At 70.9% G+C, this 16,990-nt stretch carries 15 protein-coding genes and 2 pseudogenes; 8 read left to right on the plus strand and 9 right to left on the minus strand.

Annotated elements, in window-relative coordinates:
* Positions 1-222: 222 nt before the first annotated feature.
* The gene (locus tag ACZ7L7_RS13160) at positions 223-1,905 is read right to left on the minus strand and encodes a streptophobe family protein (protein ID WP_472075804.1); all 1,683 of its coding nucleotides are present in this window, start codon (positions 1,903-1,905) and stop codon (positions 223-225) included.
* Positions 1,906-2,146: 241 nt separating this feature from the next.
* Between ACZ7L7_RS13160 and ACZ7L7_RS13165 the strand changes: the two genes are divergently transcribed.
* A complete protein-coding gene (locus tag ACZ7L7_RS13165; RefSeq protein ID WP_472075816.1) occupies positions 2,147-4,660 on the plus strand; it encodes an ABC transporter ATP-binding protein/permease in 2,514 nt (837 codons plus the stop codon).
* 76 nt (positions 4,661-4,736) lie between these two features.
* On the opposite strand, the gene ACZ7L7_RS13170 is transcribed toward ACZ7L7_RS13165, so the two are convergent.
* From ACZ7L7_RS13170 to ACZ7L7_RS13185, 4 genes and pseudogenes are all read right to left on the minus strand, one after another.
* On the minus strand, positions 4,737-5,492 hold the full coding sequence (locus ACZ7L7_RS13170) for a transglycosylase SLT domain-containing protein (protein ID WP_285515527.1): 756 nt from the start codon (positions 5,490-5,492) through the stop codon (positions 4,737-4,739).
* Positions 5,493-5,797: 305 nt separating this feature from the next.
* Positions 5,798-6,439, minus strand: a pseudogene (locus ACZ7L7_RS13175) (S-adenosylmethionine:tRNA ribosyltransferase-isomerase); the annotation flags it as partial.
* 495 nt (positions 6,440-6,934) lie between these two features.
* A pseudogene (locus ACZ7L7_RS13180) lies at positions 6,935-7,372 on the minus strand (S-adenosylmethionine:tRNA ribosyltransferase-isomerase); the annotation flags it as partial.
* On the minus strand, positions 7,369-8,067 hold the full coding sequence (locus tag ACZ7L7_RS13185) for an SDR family NAD(P)-dependent oxidoreductase (RefSeq protein ID WP_453601239.1): 699 nt from the start codon (positions 8,065-8,067) through the stop codon (positions 7,369-7,371). The pseudogene ACZ7L7_RS13180 and the gene ACZ7L7_RS13185, both read right to left, overlap by 4 nt.
* A 197-nt stretch (positions 8,068-8,264) precedes the next feature.
* Here ACZ7L7_RS13185 and ACZ7L7_RS13190 point away from each other — a divergent pair, with 197 nt between their 5' ends.
* The 3 genes from ACZ7L7_RS13190 to chpE all read left to right on the plus strand — a co-directional run bounded on the left by ACZ7L7_RS13190 (position 8,265) and on the right by chpE (position 10,444).
* Positions 8,265-9,410 carry a GAF domain-containing sensor histidine kinase gene (locus ACZ7L7_RS13190; RefSeq protein WP_285515530.1) on the plus strand — a complete coding sequence of 382 codons (1,146 nt, stop codon included), beginning with the start codon at positions 8,265-8,267 and terminating at the stop codon, positions 9,408-9,410.
* Positions 9,403-10,044 (plus strand): response regulator, encoded by a 642-nt coding sequence (locus ACZ7L7_RS13195; protein ID WP_471592448.1) that lies wholly within the window; start codon positions 9,403-9,405, stop codon positions 10,042-10,044. The genes ACZ7L7_RS13190 and ACZ7L7_RS13195 overlap by 8 nt, the downstream gene beginning before the upstream one ends.
* A 157-nt stretch (positions 10,045-10,201) precedes the next feature.
* Positions 10,202-10,444: a chaplin ChpE gene (gene chpE, locus ACZ7L7_RS13200; protein ID WP_285515532.1), complete on the plus strand. Its 243-nt coding sequence runs from the start codon at positions 10,202-10,204 to the stop codon at positions 10,442-10,444.
* Positions 10,445-10,514: 70 nt separating this feature from the next.
* Here the strand turns inward: chpE and ACZ7L7_RS13205 are convergent, their stop codons facing one another.
* The gene (locus ACZ7L7_RS13205) at positions 10,515-11,303 is read right to left on the minus strand and encodes a hypothetical protein (RefSeq protein ID WP_285515533.1); all 789 of its coding nucleotides are present in this window, start codon (positions 11,301-11,303) and stop codon (positions 10,515-10,517) included.
* Positions 11,304-11,441: 138 nt separating this feature from the next.
* Here ACZ7L7_RS13205 and ACZ7L7_RS13210 point away from each other — a divergent pair, with 138 nt between their 5' ends.
* The 3 genes from ACZ7L7_RS13210 to ACZ7L7_RS13220 all read left to right on the plus strand — a co-directional run bounded on the left by ACZ7L7_RS13210 (position 11,442) and on the right by ACZ7L7_RS13220 (position 13,806).
* Positions 11,442-12,233 carry an ABC transporter ATP-binding protein gene (locus ACZ7L7_RS13210; RefSeq protein ID WP_285515534.1) on the plus strand — a complete coding sequence of 264 codons (792 nt, stop codon included), beginning with the start codon at positions 11,442-11,444 and terminating at the stop codon, positions 12,231-12,233.
* A 54-nt stretch (positions 12,234-12,287) separates the two neighbouring features.
* Positions 12,288-12,719, plus strand: coding sequence for an NfeD family protein (locus ACZ7L7_RS13215; protein ID WP_285515535.1), 432 nt, complete (start codon positions 12,288-12,290; stop codon positions 12,717-12,719).
* Positions 12,720-12,852: 133 nt separating this feature from the next.
* Positions 12,853-13,806, plus strand: coding sequence for an SPFH domain-containing protein (locus tag ACZ7L7_RS13220; RefSeq protein WP_453601251.1), 954 nt, complete (start codon positions 12,853-12,855; stop codon positions 13,804-13,806).
* A 70-nt stretch (positions 13,807-13,876) separates the two neighbouring features.
* Here ACZ7L7_RS13220 and ACZ7L7_RS13225 read toward each other — a convergent pair whose 3' ends face one another.
* From ACZ7L7_RS13225 to ACZ7L7_RS13235, 3 genes are all read right to left on the minus strand, one after another.
* Positions 13,877-14,383 carry an HNH endonuclease gene (locus tag ACZ7L7_RS13225; protein ID WP_093724725.1) on the minus strand — a complete coding sequence of 169 codons (507 nt, stop codon included), beginning with the start codon at positions 14,381-14,383 and terminating at the stop codon, positions 13,877-13,879.
* Positions 14,384-14,530: 147 nt separating this feature from the next.
* The gene (locus ACZ7L7_RS13230) at positions 14,531-15,070 is read right to left on the minus strand and encodes a YbhB/YbcL family Raf kinase inhibitor-like protein (RefSeq protein ID WP_285515537.1); all 540 of its coding nucleotides are present in this window, start codon (positions 15,068-15,070) and stop codon (positions 14,531-14,533) included.
* Positions 15,071-15,111: 41 nt separating this feature from the next.
* The gene (locus ACZ7L7_RS13235; RefSeq protein ID WP_285515538.1) at positions 15,112-15,894 is read right to left on the minus strand and encodes a sporulation protein; all 783 of its coding nucleotides are present in this window, start codon (positions 15,892-15,894) and stop codon (positions 15,112-15,114) included.
* 136 nt (positions 15,895-16,030) lie between these two features.
* Between ACZ7L7_RS13235 and ACZ7L7_RS13240 the strand changes: the two genes are divergently transcribed.
* Positions 16,031-16,681, plus strand: a complete 651-nt coding sequence (locus ACZ7L7_RS13240) for a DNA-3-methyladenine glycosylase (RefSeq protein ID WP_285515539.1) — start codon at positions 16,031-16,033, stop codon at positions 16,679-16,681.
* Positions 16,682-16,990 lie beyond the last annotated feature (309 nt).

Consider the following 16,990-nt stretch of genomic DNA (forward strand, 5'->3'; position numbering starts at 1 on the left):
CGTGGCCGCAGTCCCGCTCGCCCTTCCGGCGAGCCGCGCCCCGACGTGCCGCGGGCTGCCGCGATGGCGGGGGTCCCGGTGGGCGGGCTTTGCCGTGATCGCAGCCGGGATCTGCACTCCGTAGCCGCCGCCCCGCTCGCCCTTCCGATGTGCCGGGACCGGCGCCCGCAGCCCCGCAGGCCGTCGGCGCCCACATGGGCCGGGGAACCTGCGTCCTGCCCCTCAGCCCCGCCCCTTGGGCCCCCGTGGCGCCGCCGGCGGCGGGGGAGGGGGTGGAGGGGGGCCCTCTCCCGGGCCGCTCTTCGGCAGGCCCCGGCCCGGCCGTGGGCGGGGGGAGCGGCGTGGGGGCGGGGTTACGGGTTTGATCATCGTGGGGGCGCCGTAGACGTCGTCGGTGGTCGGCGGGCGGGTGTCCTCCGGCTCGCGCAGGTCCTCCGGGACCTGGAGGTACGGGTTCGTGTCGGGGTTCGGGGGGCGGTACGGCGTACCCGGCGCGTAGGGGCCCGTGGCGACCCGGGGCGGAGGGGCGCCCTCGGGACTGGCAACGGCACCCGGTGCCCGCCGCCCCGCCGCCCCCGTGGCCCGCGCCAGCAGCGCCCCCGCGCCGCCCGCCGCCGCGCCCCACAGGGCCCCCACCAGGAGGGCCATGCCGAGGCGGCCGTGGAGTTCGATGCCGGCGTCGAAGGCGTCGATGCCGAAGACCGCCAGGGAGGCGTCGACCGAGACCTCCGTCAGCCAGGCCAGCAGGGGCAGGGCCAGGGCGGTCACCACGCCCAGGCGCACCGCGCAGCGGCCCACGAAGCCCAAGGTGCCGGTCTCCACCGGGGTGCGTACCGCCGTCAGGACGCCCGCCAGCAGCATCGCCATCGCCGCCGCCACCCCGAGCAGCCACACCCGGCCGTCCAGCTCGGCCAGCCGCCCCAGCGTCAGCGCGCGGTCGGAGTCCACCAGCAGGTCGTCCACCGGGTCGGGCAGGAACTGGGCCAGCGGGCCGCTCGCCTCCCCGTCCCACGGGACGAACAGACCGATCGGGATGCCCAGCCACACCCCGTTCGGCGCCCCCAGCAGCGCCGCGCCCGCGATCCGCTTCGGGTTGTCGTCGCCGATCAGCGCGTACACCGCCGCCGCCCACCCGGCCAGGACCGCCATCAGCAGCACGCCGACGAGCGCGGACACGGCGGGCCGGACCACGTGGCCCAGGGCCGCCCAGTCGGCCGGCAGGGGAGCACGGCGCGAGGCCAGCAGCGCGATCAGCAGGACCCCGGCCGACCAGCACAGACCACCGAGCAGCGTGGCCGCCGTGTCGACGGTGAACCCGACCGCCGCCTCCGCGTCGACCAGATCCCCGATCCGGTCCGGCAGCAGCCCCCCGATGTCCCCGACGTCACCGAGCCCCGGGATCTCGACGCCGCCCCCGCCGCCGGGCAGATCGTCCAGTCCGAGCGCGCCGCCGTCGAAGGTGATCACATCGTGACCCGCCCAGGCGAGCCCGCCGAGCATCGCCACGAACAGCGCCACCACCGCGCCCGCCCGCGCGAGGAGTTCGGACGGGCTGATCGCAACACCGGCCGCGCGCAGGGAGCGTAGGAAGAACCACGACAGCAGCAGGGCGCCGACCAGGCTCACGCCCAGTGGCGTGATCTCGATGGCGGTCGTCGCCTCCGCCCCTGTCAGCCCGAACGCGGAGACATCGCCGGAAGGTGTGACGGAACCACCCGCCCCGAGCGCCACAACAGCCGCAGTCATCGGGCCCAGTGAGCCGGCCGCGTCCGCCTCCAGCAGATGCAGACCCAGCGCGGCGGTACCCGCCATACCGATCAGGGCCCAGCTCACCGCGGCGACCGCGGACAGCACAACGTCCGCCCACGGCACCCTCGTACGCTCGACGCTCCCGGACGCACTCATCGGCAGACCCCCCGATCCGCAAGGCGGCGACTGGCCGCGCATGTCCCCCTCGCGTGGATTACCACTCTCCGGGCCGGTTTCAACCCCGTCAACGGAACCAGTCGACGCGTGTGCGCGTGGTCTTTACAAGGCCCGACTTTCGGTCAGGGGGGCGAGCCTGAAATAGTTCCCGACGATGTTCGACATCCCTAGACTCCCTGTGATGGGGCGTTACTCGGGGGACTACTCAGTGGGGCATGGAGTGCCGGAACTCGTACTGGAATTGAATGGACAAACCTGGACGCTCGACCCGTCCAGGACATACACCCTCGGTCGTGATCCGCAGGGTGACATCGTGCTGGACGACGCCAGGGTCTCCTGGCGGCACGCCACGATCAGCTGGAGCGGCCGGAGTTGGTCCATCGAGGACCACGGCTCCACCAACGGCACGTTCGCGGCGGGGCAGCGCATCCACCACCTGGAGCTCGGCCCCGGCTCGACCGTGCACCTGGGCAACGCGACCGACGGACCACGGCTGACCCTGTCCGGCTCGGCGGCCCCGGTCGCCCAGCCCCAGCAGCAGCCGTACGCCGCGCAGGGCGCGAACCCGGGCTGGGGCCAGCCCGCACCGCAGCAGCAGGCCCCGCAGCCCGGCTGGCAGCAGCCCCAGCCGCAGCAGGCCGCGCCCGGTATCCCGCAGCAGCAGGGCCCCGGCGTCGGCGCGGGGGCGCCGCCGGTCTACGGCGACCGCAGCCCGACCACGTTCCACCAGTTCTCCGTCGGCCGCGTGATGCGCATCGGCCGTGCCCTGGAGAACGACCTCGTGGTCTCCGACCTCCAGGTCTCCCGGCACCACGCCGAGTTCCACTCGACGCCCGACGGCCGCATGGAGATCCGCGACCTCGGCTCGCACAACGGCACGTACGTCAACGGCCAGCCGATCCCCAAGGGCGGCGCGCAGCTGCTCGGCCCCACCGACATCGTCGGCGTCGGTCACTCCACGTTCCGGATCGTCGGCGACCGCCTTGAGGAGTTCGTCGACACCGGTGAGGTCTCCTTCTCGGCCCGCCACCTGACCGTCACGGTCGACGGCGGCAAGCAGATCCTCAAGGACGTCTCCTTCGGCGTCCCGGAGAAGTCCCTGGTCGCGGTCATCGGCCCGTCCGGCTCCGGCAAGTCGACCCTGCTCAAGGCGCTCACCGGCTACCGCCCCGCCAACCAGGGCGACGTCCTCTACGACAACCGCAACCTCTACAAGCAGTTCGCCGAGCTGCGCCAGCGCATCGGTCTGGTCCCGCAGGACGACATCCTGCACAAGGAGCTGACCGTCAAGAAGGCCCTCAAGTACGCGGCCAAGCTGCGCTTCCCCGCCGACACCACGGCGGCCGAGCGCGAGGCGCGCATAGACGAGGTGCTGCGCGAGCTGAAGCTGGACATCCACAAGGAGAAGAAGGTCACCTCCCTCTCCGGCGGCCAGCGCAAGCGCGTCTCGGTGGCCCTGGAGCTGCTCACCAAGCCGTCGCTGATCTTCCTGGACGAGCCGACCTCCGGCCTCGACCCGGGCATGGACCGCGATGTCATGCAGCTGCTGCGCGGCCTCGCCGACGACGGCCGCACGGTCCTGGTCGTCACCCACTCGGTGGCCGAGCTGGCGCTGTGCGACAAGCTCCTGGTGATGGCGCCCGGCGGCGCGGTGGCCTACTTCGGACCCCCGGAGGAGGCGCTGAACTTCTTCGGCTACGACACCTGGGCCGATGTCTTCTCCGCCTTCGAGAACTACCGCGACTACGACTGGGCCGGCCGCTGGAAGGGCTCGCAGCACTACCAGATGTACGCCGCGGACATCGACGCGATCGCCCCGCAGTCCGTACAGATGCCGCCGATGCAGGCGATGCGCCCGCCCAAGCCGCAGGGCTGGGGCTCGCAGCTGATGACCCTGATCCGGCGCTATGTGTCGGTGATCGCCTCCGACAAGGGCTTCCTGGCGCTCACGGTGATCCTGCCGGCCGTGCTCGGCGCGGTCAGCCTGCTGATCGACCCGGACAAGGACCTGCTGGTCCGCCCGGTGAACCCGCAGACGGGCCTGCCGGTGCCGAACGGCACGGCGACCACGGTCCTGCTGATCCTCGCGGTCGGCGCCTGTTTCGCGGGCGCGGCGAACTCCGTCCGTGAGCTGATCAAGGAACGGGTGATCTACGAACGGGAGCGGGCCACCGGCTTGTCCCGCTCGGCGTACCTGATGTCCAAGGTGATCGTGCTCGGCGCCATCACCGTGCTCCAGGGCCTGATGGTCGGCGTCATCGGCTTCTCCAGCCGGACCATCCCGGACGAGGCGCTGCTCCTCGGCGAGGGCAAGACCGCGGTACTGCTGGAGATGTCCATCCCGATCATGGGCCTGGGCTTCACCTCGATGATGTTCGGCCTGGTCATCTCCTCGCTGGTGAAGACCGCCGAGAAGACCATGCCGCTGCTGGTGATGTTCGCGATCGTCCAGGTCGTCTTCACCGGCTGCCTGTTCATCCTGCACGGCAACATCGGCGTCAACGAGTTCTCGTACCTGATGCCGTCCCGCTGGGCGGTGGCCGCCGCGGGCGCCACGCTGGACTTCAACAACATCAGCCCGCCCAAGGAGAAGGGCGACACCGACCCGCTGTGGGAGCACACGGTCGGCGCCTACAGCATGGACATGATCGCCCTGATCGCGATCGGCGTGCTCTGCGGGTTCCTGGTGGCCCGCTTCCTGCGCCGGCACGAGCCGGAGGTCATGCGCAAGTAAGGCCCGTACGACCCCGAAGGGCGGCACCCGTCAGGAGGTGCCGCCCTTCGGCGTTCGTACGAGGTCCGCGCCGACCTCAGTACGCGCTGTTGACGTTGTCGATCGAGCCGTACCGGTCGGCCGCGTAGTTGGCGGCGGCGGTCAGGTTGGCGACCGGGTCGTACTGGCTCCAGGCGGTGCCGGGGACGTGGTACGCGTCGAAGGTGGGCTTGATGACCTGGAGCAGGCCGATGGACGGAACGCCGTTCTGGGCGTTGATGTCCCAGTTGTTGATGGCGTTGGGGTTGCCCGAGGACTCACGGATGATGTTCCGGTACAGACCGTTGTAGGTGCCCGGAATGTTGTGCTTGTCCATGATGTCGAGGGCTTCCTTGATCCAGCCGTCGAGGTTGTTCGCGTAGCTCTTCTTCACGACCGGCTTGGCCGCGGGGCGGGCGGCGGAGCGGCTCGCGGCCGCCTTCGCCTTGCGCGCGGCCTCGGCCTTCTTCTTGGCGGCGGCCTGGGCCGCGGCCTTCTTCGCGGCCTCGGCCTTCTTCTTCGCGGCGGCCTTCGCGGCGGCCTCGGCGGCGGCCTTCTTCTTGGCCGCGACGGCCTCGGCCTTGAGGCTGGCGCTCGCGAGCTGGTCGGTGACGCTCGCCTTGACGTCCTTGATCTGCTCGGTGCTGTAGGCGACCTTGGCGGCGGCGGGCTCGGCGGTGGTCGTGGTCTGCGCATTGCCCGGAACCGCCGAGAAGGCGATGGCGGCGGCGCCGAGCGCTGCGACACCGGAGATCGCGATCTTGTGCTGCTTGGTCAGCGAACGGCGACCAGCGGTGAAGGTGTTCTTGGGCATGGCAGGGGGACCTCTTCGAATAGCGCGGAGGTCGCTCGCTGTCCGGCGGGGGACACGGGTGCTTCCGGCACAAACGCCGCGGGGGGAACCCGCGGCGCTGAGCGACGAGAGCAATTCTTAGCGGCCGCAAAATGCCCAGGCAAAGGTGTGATGTACGACCCCCGGTAGTAGTGCAGGAGAGGGCAAATCGGGACAGACAGGAAGGTCTTTCCCGCTCACATAGGGGTTCTTTATCTCCTATGTCCGTTCGTACGTGATGTGGACCCTATGCGCGGCCTCACATCGACACCCCTGCCGTCTCACCTTCAGTTGCTGGAGCAATGCGCTGTGTGAGGGTTGTCCGCCGGGAGGAGGAGATGCAGATCCCCGAACTCGTGCCACAGGTACCGCCCGCGTACGGCCTCCTCGTACCCACGGCTGACGGCCGCCCGCCCCGCCACCGCCTCCAGCATCAGCAGATGCGAGGCCTCCGGCTCGTGCAGCCCGGTCAGCAGCCCGTCCACGACCCGCACCCCTCGCTCGGGGGTCACCACGAGATCCGTCCACCCCGCACACGCCCGTACGACGCCGTCCGCGCCGACGGCCGACTCCACGGCCCGCACGGCGGTCGTGCCCACGGCGATCACCCGCCCGTCCCCGGCGCGCACCGCATTGATCACCCGCGCGGAGACCTCCGGCACCGCGAACCGCTCCGCATACGGCGCCTCGTGCGCCTCCCCGGAAGCCACCCCCGTATGCAAGGTGACCGGCGCGAACTGCACCCCCCGACTCACCAGCTCCGCGACCACGCGCCCGGTGAAGGGCCGAGCCGCACTCGGCATCTCCGCACTCCCCGCCCCGTCGGGCGTATCCAGCGCGAACACGGTCTGATACGCGGCCAGGGCCTGGTCCCGCTCGGTATAGGAGTACCGAATGGCCCGCCCGTGCCCACGCAGCATCCGGACTACGGGGTCGGCACCGTGCGGGGAGGACGGCGCCGACCCGGCCAGCCGCCCCGGCCTGTCCGTCTGTTTCGGTCCGTCCGTCTGTCCCGGCCTGTCCGCCTGCTCCGGCTCGTCCGACTGTCCTGGCCCGTTCGTCCGCCCCGGCCCGGGCAGCCGACCCGCTCCCGGCGCGCCGGCTCCGGGCATCGGGTACGCCTCCCCCGGACCGCTGCTCGGGCCGCTGCCTGGACCGCTGCCCGGACCACTGCTCGGGCCGCAGGGCCTGCCGGGCGGACCGGCCCCGGGCGGCAGGGACTCCTGAGGCGGCTCGCTCGGCCGCGCAGGCCGGCCCGATCGGCCGTCCCCACTGGCCCCGCCCGATCGGTCGTCCCCACTGGCCCGGCCCGATCGGTCGTCCCCACTGGCCCGGCCCGATCGGTCGTCCCCACCGGCCCGCCCCGATCGGTCGACCTCACCGGCCCGGCCTGGCGAAGACGCGCCGAACGCCCCGCCCCGCTCACCCCCCGTCCTCGCCCGCGCCCACCACAACCGCCCGCTCCCCGCGCCGAGCGGCTCCTCCAGTACCAGCCGCAGGCCGCCGGGCAGCCGCACCACCGCCCCCGCGGGACCTCCAGCGCGCGGGCGCGTGGTGCCGTTGCCGTCAGGCTCGCGCAGTTCCACCGCCCAGCGGCCGTCCTCCCCGCGCGTGGAGAAGTGGACCACCACGCGCGCGTGGCCGATCGAACCGTCCACGGCGGCGGGGAGGGTAGGAGAGGTGTTCACCACCAGGAGGTCCCCGGGCCGCAGCAGTGCGGGCAGGTCCCGGAACGCGTGATGGGCCACCCGCGTCCCCCGCGACACCAGCAGGCGTACGGAGTCCCGGGCCAGCCCCGGCCCCCGCTGCTCCACCGGAACCCGCGCCGACAGTTCCTCGGGCACCCGTACCGTCAGCGTCACCGCGCCCCCTCCAGCAGCGCCGGCGCGGAGTACCGCCCACTCGCGGGCCGCTCGTCCAGGAGCCGCAGGAACCCCGGCACCACGGTCCCCGGCGCCGGACGCGGATCGTCGTCGTCCGGTACGGCGGACGCGTACAGGTCCGTCGCCATGTCCCCGGGGTCCACCGCCCACACCCGCAGCCCCGGCTCCTCCACGGCCAGCACCGCCGCCAGCTGGTCCAGGGCCGCCTTGGAGGCGCCGTACCCGCCCCACGTGCCGTACGCCTCCGCCGCCGCGTCCGAGGAGACGGCCACCACAGCGGGCGCCGACGCCGCCCGCAACAGCGGCAGCGCCTCCTGGACCAGGCCCAGCGCGGCCACCGTGTTCACCTCCAGCGCCCACCGCAGCCCCTTCAGCGGAAGCTCCTCAAGACGTACCAGCGGCTCCGCGCCCAGCGCGCTCGCGTTGTGCACCAGCAGATCCACCCCGCCCAGCTTCCACGCGGCCGCCACCAGCGCGGCCCGGTGCCCGGCGTCCGTGACATCCCCGGACAGCGCCTCCACACGCGTGCCGTGCGCGGACACCGCCGCCGCGGCCTCCTTCAGCACCCGCTCCGTGCGCGCGTCCAGCACCAGGTCCCAGCCGCGCGCCGCCAGCCCCTCGGCCAGCGCCCGCCCCAGCCCCTTCGAGGCCCCCGTGATGATCGCCACCGGCATGACAGTCTCCTCAGACTCGATGTGGCCTCAACGTAGGAACGGCACCGCCCGGCCCGCCTCCGACGCAGGTCGCTGATCGCCGGGTCCCTTTGACGGGGGTCCGGCGCCGGGGGACCTCAGCCCTAGGCCCACGGGCCTAGGAGGCGCTGGTCACGCGACCGATCCGCGGCGTCACACCCCGCCGGTACGGTGAGGACATGAATCAAGGTCCGGGAACCGGTCTGGCCGCGGTCAGCTCCGCCCTGCTCGCCATGAGCAGGCATCTGGAGGTGCGCGACGTCCTCAAGACGATCGTCGCCTCCGCGCGGGAGCTGCTGGACGCGCAGTACGCCGCCCTCGGCGTCCCGGACGACCACGGCGGCTTCGCCCAGTTCGTGGTCGACGGCGTCAGCGACGAGCAGTGGAAGGCCATCGGCCCCCTCCCGCGCCAGCACGGCATCCTCGCCGCGATGCTCCACCAGGCCCGCCCCGAGCGGCTCGCCGACGTCCGCAAGGACCCCCGCTTCGAGGGCTGGCCGTCCGCCCACCCCGAGATGTCCGACTTCCTCGGCCTGCCCATCCGCGACGGCGACGAGATCATCGGCGCCCTGTTCCTGGCCAACAAGAACTGCCCCAAACCGGAAGGCACCTGCGGCTTCACCGAGCAGGACGAGGAACTGCTCGGCATCCTCGCCCAGCACGCCGCCATCGCCCTCACCAACGCCCGCCTCTACGAACGCAGCCGCGAGCTGACCATCGCCGAGGAACGCTCCCGCCTCGCCCACGAACTGCACGACGCGGTCAGCCAGAAGCTGTTCTCCCTGCGCCTGACCGCCCAGGCCGCCGCCCGTCTCGTCGACCGCGACCCGTCCCGCGCCAAGGGCGAGCTCCAGCAGGTCGCCGCCCTCGCCGCCGAGGCCGCCGACGAGCTGCGCGCCGCCGTGGTCGAGCTGCGCCCCGCCGCCCTCGACGAGGACGGCCTGGTCGCCACCCTGCGCACCCACGTCCAGGTCCTCGACCGCGCCCACAGCGCGCGCGTCACCTTCGACGGCCGGGGCATACGGGCCCTGCCCGCCTCTCAGGAGGAAGCCGTCCTGCGCGTCGCCCAGGAAGCCCTCCACAACGCCCTGCGCCACTCCGGCGCCGACACCGTCGAGGTCACCCTCGACCGCCGGGGCGCCGGAGCGGTCCTGCGGGTCACCGACGACGGCCGGGGCTTCGACCCGCAGACCGTGCGCCGCGCCGGACGCCACCTGGGCCTGGTCTCCATGCGGGACCGGGCCAGTGGCGTCGGCGGCACACTGACCGTGGAATCGGCGCCCGGCAAGGGCACCACGATCGAGATGGAGGTCCCCGGTGGCTGACCCAATCAAGGTGCTGCTCGTCGACGACCACCAGGTCGTCCGCCGGGGCCTGCGCACGTTTCTGGAAGTCCAGGACGACATCGAGGTCGTGGGCGAGGCGGCCGACGGCGCCGAGGGCGTCGCCCGCGCGGAGGAGCTGAAACCGGACGTCGTCCTGATGGACGTCAAGATGCCAGGCATGGACGGTGTCGAGGCCCTGCGCAAGCTCCGCGAGCTGAACAACCCCACGCGCGTGCTCATCGTCACCAGCTTCACCGAGCAGCGCACCGTGATCCCGGCCCTGCGCGCGGGCGCCGCCGGCTACGTCTACAAGGACGTCGACCCCGACGCCCTGGCCGGTGCCATCCGCTCCGTCCACGCCGGGCACATCCTGCTCCAGCCCGAGGTCGCGGGCGCGCTGCTGTCCCAGGAGGACAACGGCCCCGGCCAGGGCAGAGCCGGGTCGCTCACCGAACGGGAGCGCGAGGTGCTCGGCCTGATAGCCGACGGCCGCTCCAACCGCGAGATCGCCCGCGCCCTCGTCCTGTCCGAGAAGACGGTCAAGACCCACGTGTCGAACATCCTGATGAAACTCGACCTCGCGGACCGCACCCAGGCCGCGCTATGGGCGGTACGGCACGGTGTGGCCGGATAGGAGCGGAACGCGCGGCAACACGGAGGGTTCCGCTCCGGACCGAGATTCATACTGTCGTGGGAATGTCCCCCGGACGGCGCATCCTCTTCAGGCCTCGCCCGTTCTCCAGTGCGTGCCGCGGCGAACGCAGCGGCAGCCACTAGGGAGGGCTCAGAAAGTGAAGAACCTGAAGAAGGCAGCGGCCGTGACGATGATGGCCGGCGGTCTGATCGCCGCCGGTGCCGGTATGGCCTCCGCCACCGACGCCCACGCCGACGGCAACGCCGTGGGCTCCCCGGGCGTCGTCTCGGGCAACCTCATCCAGGCGCCGGTCCACGTCCCGGTCAACGCGGTGGGCAACAGCGTCAACGTCATCGGTGTCCTGAACCCCGCCTTCGGCAACCTGGGCCTCAACCACTGACCCAGGCCCTCACACGCCCACCGGCCTCCCGGCGCGATCCGGGAGGCCGGTGCCGTCCCGGATCCGGAGGTCAGCGAACCCCCCGCTCCCGCTCCTCCACATACGCGTTGTACGCCGCCACCTGCGCCCGCCGCGCCGTCCGCTCCACCGGCCGCAGCGCCTCGGCCCGCGCCGCCATCTCACCGGACGTCACCGCGGCCCCGTGCCCGTTCTCGGACGCCAGCTCCACCAGCATCCCCACCCGCTGCGCCAGCTCCAGCACCCGCACCGCACGCGGCGGATATCCCGGCGCCAGCACCTCCCGGCCCCGCTCCGCCCGCGCACGGTACGCGTCGATCGCCGCCTCGGCCACCGGTCCCGACCCCGCCACATCCAGTCGGGACAGCACCTCGGTCGCCTCCCGCAGCGCCTCCGCCAGTTCCCGCTCCGCCTCTCCGAGCGAGGGCACATCCGCGGGCGGCGCCTCCCGCACCGGCAGCACATGCCAGACCACCTCGACATGCTCATCGCCCTCGGGCCCGGCCGCGTACACCTCCGGCACCAGCCCGAACGCGGCACCCTGGCAGACGACGGCCTCCTCCGCCTCCAGCGCCCGCGCGTTGAACTCCGGCGGCCCGCTCAGCCCCAGCGGATGCCCCGGCGCGGGCAGCGCCACCCGCAACCCGGTCACCCCGAGCGACCGCAGCCGCCCGAGCGCCAGGGTCAGCCCCACCGGCCCCGATTCACCCGGCAGCCCCTCCACCCGGTGCACGGCGTCCTCGCCGACGATCGCGAGCACCGAGTCATCCGGAGAGACAAGTCCGGCCAAAAGGGCGTTTCCCCAAGCGGCGAGGCGTCCTGAACGCGGTTCCAAGAGCATGCCTCCACCCTAAGGACCGTACCGATGGAATGAAGCGGTGGACCGGTGGCGTAGATTTCGTTGAGGGGTGCGCCCGTCGGCGCACGGACCACCGACGACGCCGAGACCGGTCACACTGCAAGGGGAGACAACGCGCTCATGAGCGATGTTCTGGAGCTTCAGGACGTATCCGTGATCCGTGAGGGCCGGGCTCTGGTGGACCAGGTCTCCTGGTCGGTCAAGGAGGGCGAGCGCTGGGTCATCCTCGGCCCCAACGGCGCCGGCAAGACCACCCTCCTGAACATCGCGTCCAGCTACCTCTTCCCCAGCAAGGGCACCGCCACCATCCTCGGCGACACCCTCGGCAAGGTCGACGTCTTCGAACTGCGCCCGCGCATCGGCATGGCCGGCATCGCCATGGCCGACAAGCTCCCCAAGAGCCAGACCGTCCTGCAGACCGTGCTCACCGCCGCCTACGGCATGACCGCCGCCTGGCAGGAGGAGTACGAGGACGTCGACGAGCAGCGCGCCCGCGCCTTCCTCGACCGGCTCGGCATGAGCGAGTTCCTCGACCGCAAGTTCGGCACCCTCTCCGAGGGCGAGCGCAAGCGCACCCTCATCGCCCGCGCCCTGATGACCGACCCCGAGCTGCTCCTCCTCGACGAGCCCGCCGCCGGCCTCGACCTCGGCGGCCGCGAGGACCTGGTCCGTCGCCTCGGCCGCCTCGCCCGCGACCCCATCGCCCCGTCGATGATCATGGTCACGCACCACGTCGAGGAGATCGCCCCCGGCTTCACCCACGTCCTGATGATCCGCCAGGGCAAGGTCCTCGCCGCGGGCCCGCTGGAGCTGGAACTCACCTCCCGCAACCTCTCCCTGTGCTTCGGCCTCCCCCTCGTCGTCGAGCAGGTCGGCGACCGCTGGACCGCCCAGGGCCTGCCTTTGAGCTGACGCACCCGAAGTGCGCCCTGTCCCAGGCAGGTTGTGCGGTCCTACCATGACCATGTGAACGACATCGACGCATGGGTGTGGTGGCTCATCGGCGCGGCCGCGCTCGGAATCCCGCTCGTGATCACCGCGATGCCCGAACTCGGCATGCTCGCCGTCGGCGCGGTGGCCGCCGCGGGCGTCGCCGGACTCGGCGGCGGAGTGGTCGCCCAGGTCCTCGTCTTCGTGGCCGTCTCGGTCGCCCTGATCTTCGCCGTCCGCCCCCTCGCCGCCCGGCACCGCGCCCAGCGGCCCCAACTGGTGTCCGGGGTCGACGCGTTGAAGGGCAAACAGGCGGTCGTCCTGGAACGCGTGGACTCCTCGGGAGGCCGGATCAAACTGGCCGGGGAGGTCTGGTCCGCCCGCGCTCTCGACAGCGGGCAGGCCTACGAAGTGGGTCAGGAAGTCGACGTGGTGGACATCGAGGGGGCCACCGCGATCGTCATGTGACCTCGCTCGATACGGAACTGGGGGAAGACCCCACGACGCACACAACGGTCTGTCAGACTCAATCGGCAAGATCTTCAACAAGCATAAGATCTGCCGAAGTTGCCGCAGCGGAGAAGGGGTACGGGGAACGACGATGGAACCGGTCATCATCGTCCTGATCATTCTGGTGGTGTTGGTCTTCATCGCCCTGATCAAGACGATTCAGGTCATCCCGCAGGCGAGCGCGGCCATCGTCGAACGATTCGGCCGCTACACGAGGACCCTCAACGCAGGCCTCAACATCGTGGTCCCGTTCATCGACACCATCCGCAACCGCATCGACCTGCGCGAACAGGTCGTGCCCTTCCCGCCCCAGCCGGTGATCACCCAGGACAACCTGGTCGTGAACATCGACACCGTCATCTACTACCAGGTGACCGACGCCCGCGCCGCCACCTACGAAGTCGCCAGCTACATCCAGGCGATCGAGCAGCTCACCGTCACCACCCTGCGCAACATCATCGGCGGCATGGACCTGGAGCGCACCCTCACCTCCCGCGAGGAGATCAACGCGGCCCTGCGCGGCGTCCTCGACGAGGCGACCGGCAAGTGGGGCATCCGCGTCAACCGCGTCGAGCTCAAGGCGATCGAACCGCCCACCTCCATCCAGGACTCGATGGAGAAGCAGATGCGCGCCGACCGAGACAAGCGCGCTGCGATCCTCACCGCCGAAGGTACGCGCCAGGCGGCCATCCTCACCGCCGAAGGTGAGAAGCAGTCCCAGATCCTGCGCGCCGAGGGTGAGGCCAAGGCCGCCGCCCTGCGCGCCGAGGGCGAGGCCCAGGCGGTCCGTACGGTCTTCGAGGCCATCCACGCCGGCGACCCGGACCAGAAGCTCCTCTCCTACCAGTACCTCCAGATGCTCCCGAAGATCGCCGAGGGCGACGCCAACAAGCTCTGGATCGTCCCCAGCGAAATCGGCGACGCCCTCAAGGGCCTCTCCGGCGCCATGGGCAACTTCGGCCCTCTGGGCGGCAATTCGGGCGGCGGCAACGGAAACTCCGGCGGCAGCGGCGCCGAGAAGCGCGAGAACCCCCGCATCGACTAGCGGACAGCGCACTACGACAGTGGGGCCCGCCTTCCCAAGAAGGCGGGCCCCACTGTCAGTTCGGCGAGCGCTACGCGGCGTCCCGGGACAACCAGTCAGGCAGCGCCGAGAACTCCTCAACCCCCAGCGACAGCAGCATCGCGTCCGCCGGAGTCGGCTCGAACGGCTGCCTGAGCAGCGGCATCCCCGCCTCCTCCGGAGTCCGGTTCGCCTTGCGGTGGTTGTCCTCCGCGCACGAGGCCACCGTATTCAGCCAGGAGTCCTGACCACCCTGCGACCGCGGCACCACGTGGTCCACGGTCGTCGCCCTACGACCGCAGTACGCGCACCTGTGCCGGTCCCTGACCAGCACACCCCGCCGCGACCACGGCGCTTGTCTTCGGAACGGCACCCGTACGTACCTGCACAGCCTGATCACCCGGGGCGCCGGTATGTCGACCGCGGCTCCGCGCATGCGCAGTTCGGGGTGGGCCTGCTCGACAACGGCCTTGTCCTGGAGCACCAGAACGACGGCACGGTTCACAGTCACCGTCGACAGCGGCTCGAAGCTCGCGTTCAGTACCAGCGTGTCCCGCATGACCAGCCCACCTCCTGTGTGCAGCGGCCCACCCCCGTGGCGGGCTGGGATCAACTCTGGCCGGGCGCGCCGAGATGGACAACGAAATAAAAAATGCCCGCCCCTGATCACTTCCAAGACCAGGGGCGGGCAAACGTTCCGAGAACGTCAGGCTTCGGCGGGTACCTCGTACTCACCGATCAGCTGGGCGCGCGCCAGCGTGTGGAACCGCAGATTGAAACCGACCACCGCCGGCGAGGCGTCCGAGTCCGGACCGAGCTTCTCCTGGTCCACGGCGTACACCGTGAACACATAGCGGTGCGGCCCGTCCCCCGCGGGCGGCGCCGCACCACCGAAGTCCTTCGACCCGTAGTCATTGCGCGCCTGCACCGCGCCCTCGGGCAGCCCCTCGAACTTGCCGCTGCCCGCACCCGCCGACAGCTCCGTCACCGAGGCCGGGATATCGAACACGACCCAGTGCCAGAACCCGCTGCCCGTGGGCGCGTCCGGGTCGTAGCAGGTCACGGCGAAGCTCTTGGTCTCCGGCGGGAAGCCCTCCCACCGCAGCTGCGGCGAGGTGTTGCCGCCCGCGTAGACCTGAGCCTCCTTGAGGGTCGCGCCCTCCGAGACGTCCTCACTCGTGACCGTGAACGACGGCACGGGCGGATGGAAGTCGTGGGGGAGCGGCCGCCTCTTGAGCTCGGTCACCTCGGTACCTCCTGAGTCGGATCGATCAGTGGGTTCCGAGCCTAGAACCAGTTGCGCTTGGAACCGACCTCGGACAGCCACTGGTTGAGGTACGCCGCCCAGTCGGTGCCCTGGTAGTCGTTCAGACCCACCTGGAAGGAGCGGAAGGTGTCACTGCCCTCGCTGAACAGACCCGGCTTCTTGTCCATCTCCAGCACGACGTCCATGGCGTTCTGATCGGCCACGAAGCTCAGCTCGACCTGGTTCAGACCCCGGTACTGCTGCGGCGGGAAGAACTCGATCTCCTGGTAGAACGGCAGCTTCTGCCGCGTACCGCGGATGTGGCCGCGCTCCATGTCCGCGCTCTTGAAGCGGAAGCCCAGCTGGATGAACGCGTCCAGGATCGCCTTCTGCGCCGGCAGCGGGTGCACATTGATCGGGTCCAGGTCACCGGAGTCCACCGCGCGAGCGATCTCCAGCTCGGTGGACACACCGATGTTCATCCCGCGCAGCGGCTGACCGTCGATCATCGTGACCGGGGTCTCCCACGGGATCTCAAGGCCGAACGGCACCGCGTGCACGGCACCCGCCTGGAGCTCGAAGGCGCCACCGAGCCGCACCTTGGTGAACTCGATGTCCTGCTTGTACTCCTGGTCGCCGCTCTCCACCTCGACCTTGGCCTGCAGGCCCACCGACAGTCCCTCGATCTGCTGGTTGACGGAACCGCCCTGGATCCGCACCTCGCCCTGGACGACGCCGCCCGGAACGACGTTGACCTCGGTCAGCACCGTCTCGACCGACGCGCCACCGGCCCCCAGACTCGCGAGCAGCTTCTTGAACGCCATGACTCTCCCTCTACGACTGCCTTTGATCCCTACAAACGCGATCCGGCCCTGGCCGGTTCCGCGCCCTCACCCTCGCAAGGGGACGGGCCCCTGACCACCCCATGGCCACCACCCATCTGCACTACTCTCGGACGGCGTGATCGCGACCCCCGACCGTACGCCGCTCCCCAGGAGCTTCTTCGACCGGCCCGTCCTGGAAGTGGCCCCCGACCTCCTGGGCCGCATCCTCGTACGCACCACCCCCGACGGTCCGATCGCCCTCCGCCTCACAGAGGTGGAGGCCTACGACGGTGAGAACGACCCCGGCTCCCATGCCTATCGCGGCCGCACGCCCCGCAACAGCGTGATGTTCGGCCCGCCCGGCCATGTGTACGTCTACTTCACCTACGGCATGTGGCACTGCATGAACCTGGTGTGCGGCCCCGACGGCAGGGCCGGCGCCGTGCTGCTCCGGGCCGGCGAGATCGTCGAGGGCGCCGAGCTGGCCCGCAAACGTCGACTCTCGGCCCGAAATGACAAGGAACTGGCCAAAGGCCCGGCCCGCCTGGCGACCGCCCTGGGCGTGGACCGCGCCCTCGACGGCACGGACGCGTGCGCCGCGGGGGAGACCCCTTTGAGGATGCTGACGGGCACCCCGGTCCCCGCTGACCAGGTACGGAACGGACCGCGCACGGGAGTCTCCGGCGAGGGCGGCAACGGTGACACCCACCCCTGGCGCTACTGGATCGCCAACGACCCCACGGTGAGCCCGTATCGGGCCCATGTACCGCGTCGCCGCTCAAGTTGACTCGCCCTGGACAGGCGCGTAACGTAGCCCGAGCCGCTGAACCGGGTACGGCAATCGCCAGCAGCCGGAGCGGCCAACCCACTACCTACTAGATTCCCTTCGCGGGATCGATTTCGGCGTGCCCGCATGCCCGAATTCGAGAACGCAGAGACTCGATTATGAGTTGAGCGGGGAATCGGCTAACGTAGTGAATGTCGAAAGGCCGCGAGGCCGAAAGACAAATCCCGCTGACTGGGAATCAGGCCCGAAAGGATCTGATAGAGTCGGAAACGCAAGACCGAAGGGAAGCGCCCGGAGGAAAGCCCGAGA

Source organism: Streptomyces sp. NPDC110618 (assembly GCF_055657065.1).

Coding starts and splice junctions, on each gene's coding strand:
- ACZ7L7_RS13235 (WP_285515538.1), bottom strand. CDS start 15,894: ATGGCGTTCAAGAAGCTGCTCGCGAGTCTGGGGGCCGGTGGCGCGTCG.
- ACZ7L7_RS13220 (WP_453601251.1), top strand. CDS start 12,853: ATGGAACCGGTCATCATCGTCCTGATCATTCTGGTGGTGTTGGTCTTC.
- ACZ7L7_RS13160 (WP_472075804.1), bottom strand. CDS start 1,905: ATGAGTGCGTCCGGGAGCGTCGAGCGTACGAGGGTGCCGTGGGCGGAC.
- ACZ7L7_RS13170 (WP_285515527.1), bottom strand. CDS start 5,492: ATGCCCAAGAACACCTTCACCGCTGGTCGCCGTTCGCTGACCAAGCAG.
- ACZ7L7_RS13190 (WP_285515530.1), top strand. CDS start 8,265: ATGAATCAAGGTCCGGGAACCGGTCTGGCCGCGGTCAGCTCCGCCCTG.
- ACZ7L7_RS13205 (WP_285515533.1), bottom strand. CDS start 11,303: ATGCTCTTGGAACCGCGTTCAGGACGCCTCGCCGCTTGGGGAAACGCC.
- ACZ7L7_RS13225 (WP_093724725.1), bottom strand. CDS start 14,383: ATGCGGGACACGCTGGTACTGAACGCGAGCTTCGAGCCGCTGTCGACG.
- ACZ7L7_RS13210 (WP_285515534.1), top strand. CDS start 11,442: ATGAGCGATGTTCTGGAGCTTCAGGACGTATCCGTGATCCGTGAGGGC.
- ACZ7L7_RS13185 (WP_453601239.1), bottom strand. CDS start 8,067: ATGCCGGTGGCGATCATCACGGGGGCCTCGAAGGGGCTGGGGCGGGCG.